General features: G+C 57.5%; 1 rRNA gene (cut by a window edge). It reads right to left on the bottom strand.

The annotated features are described in order from the left end of the window. Nucleotides 1-2500 (bottom strand): 23S ribosomal RNA (locus FOS14_RS24385); its annotated part runs 531 nt beyond the window's last position; the annotation flags it as partial.

The raw sequence follows: 2500 nt of genomic DNA on the forward strand, positions 1-2500 counted from the left end.
GGTGGGAGAAACCTTATCTTGGAACGGGCTTCCCGCTTAGATGCTTTCAGCGGTTATCCCTTCCGAACGTAGCTAACCAGCGGTGCTCCTGGTGGAACAACTGGCATACCAGAGGTTCGTCCGTCCCGGTCCTCTCGTACTAGGGACAGCCTTCCTCAAGTTTCTAACGCGCGCGGCGGATAGAGACCGAACTGTCTCACGACGTTCTAAACCCAGCTCGCGTGCCGCTTTAATGGGCGAACAGCCCAACCCTTGGGACCTACTCCAGCCCCAGGATGCGACGAGCCGACATCGAGGTGCCAAACCATCCCGTCGATATGGACTCTTGGGGAAGATCAGCCTGTTATCCCCGGGGTACCTTTTATCCGTTGAGCGACACCGCTTCCACWTGCCGGTGCCGGATCACTAGTCCCGACTTTCGTCCCTGCTCGACCTGTCGGTCTCACAGTCAAGCTCCCTTGTGCACTTGCACTCGACACCTGATTGCCAACCAGGCTGAGGGAACCTTTGGGCGCCTCCGTTACATTTTGGGAGGCAACCGCCCCAGTTAAACTACCCACCAGGCACTGTCCCTGAACCAGATCATGGTCCGAGGTTAGACATCCAATACGATCAGAGTGGTATTTCAACGACGACTCCACAAACACTGGCGTGCCTGCTTCCCAGTCTCCCACCTATCCTACACAAACCGTACCGAACACCAATACCAAGCTGTAGTGAAGGTCCCGGGGTCTTTTCGTCCTGCCGCGCGTAACGAGCATCTTTACTCGTAATGCAATTTCGCCGAGTCTGTGGTTGAGACAGCAGAGAAGTCGTTACGCCATTCGTGCAGGTCGGAACTTACCCGACAAGGAATTTCGCTACCTTAGGATGGTTATAGTTACCACCGCCGTTTACCGGGGCTTAAATTCTCAGCTTCGCCCATTGCTGGGCTGACCGGTCCTCTTAACCTTCCGGCACCGGGCAGGCGTCAGTCCGTATACATCGTCTTACGACTTCGCACGGACCTGTGTTTTTAGTAAACAGTCGCTTCTCTCTGGTCTCTGCGACCCGTCCCCGCTTCCCAGGCCAGCTGGTGCACGGGCGCGGGTCCCCCTTCTCCCGAAGTTACGGGGGCATTTTGCCGAGTTCCTTAACCACAGTTATCTCGATCGCCTCGGTATTCTCTACCTGACCACCTGTGTCGGTTTGGGGTACGGGCCGTGTGCCTGCTCGCTAGAGGCTTTTCTCGGCAGCATAGGATCATGGAATTCGCCTCATTCGGCTATGCGTCACCTCTCAGGCTTAAATGTTGCGCGGATTTGCCTACGCAACGCCCTACCGGTTTACACCAGTGTTACCACTGACTGGCCCCACTACCTTCCTGCGTCACCCCATCGCTTGACTACTACCAGCACAGGTCCCGTGCAGCCCCCGCCCGTCCCCCGAAAGGGATCGTTTGGGTTTTGGACGGTTAGTAGAACTGATTCGTCAGGGGCGCTTGCACACGGGTACGGGAATATCAACCCGTTGTCCATCGACTACGCCTGTCGGCCTCGCCTTAGGTCCCGACTCACCCTGGGCGGATTAACCTGGCCCAGGAACCCTTGGTCATTCGGCGGCGCAGTTTCTCACTGCGCTTTCGCTACTCATGCCTGCATTCTCACTCCCACACCCTCCACGGCTGGCTCACGCTGCCGCTTCCCTGGATGCAGGACGCTCCCCTACCCACCCACACCACTACACCCGAACCCGAAGGCACGGGTGGATGACTTGTGTGAGTGCCGCGGCTTCGGCGGTGTACTTGAGCCCCGCTACATTGTCGGCGCAGAACCACTTGACCAGTGAGCTATTACGCACTCTTTCAAGGGTGGCTGCTTCTAAGCCAACCTCCTGGTTGTCTTCGCGACTCCACATCCTTTTCCACTTAGTACACGCTTAGGGGCCTTAGCCGGCGATCTGGGCTGTTTCCCTCTCGACGACGAACCTTATCGCCCGCCGTCTCACTGCTGCGCTCTCACACCCCGGCATTCGGAGTTTGGCTGATTTCGGTAAGCTTGTAGGCCCCCTAGACCATCCAGTAGCTCTACCTCCGGAGTGAAACACGCAACGCTGCACCTAAATGCATTTCGGGGAGAACCAGCTATCACGGAGTTTGATTGGCCTTTCACCCCTACCCACAGCTCATCCCCTCAGTTTTCAACCTAAGTGGGTTCGGGCCTCCACGACGTCTTACCGTCGCTTCACCCTGGCCATGGGTAGATCACTCCGCTTCGGGTCTAGAACACGCGACTATGGGCGCCCTGTTCGGACTCGCTTTCGCTACGGCTACCCCACCCGGGTTAACCTCGCCACGTGCCGCTAACTCGCAGGCTCATTCTTCAAAAGGCACGCCATCACCCACCACCCCCAAGGGGCGCACGGGCTCTGACGGATTGTAAGCGCACGGTTTCAGGTACTATTTCACTCCCCTCCCGGGGTACTTTTCACCTTTCCCTCACGGTACTTGTCCGCTATCGGT

Source organism: Skermania sp. ID1734 (assembly GCF_007489285.1).
Classification (GTDB): domain Bacteria; phylum Actinomycetota; class Actinomycetes; order Mycobacteriales; family Mycobacteriaceae; genus ID1734.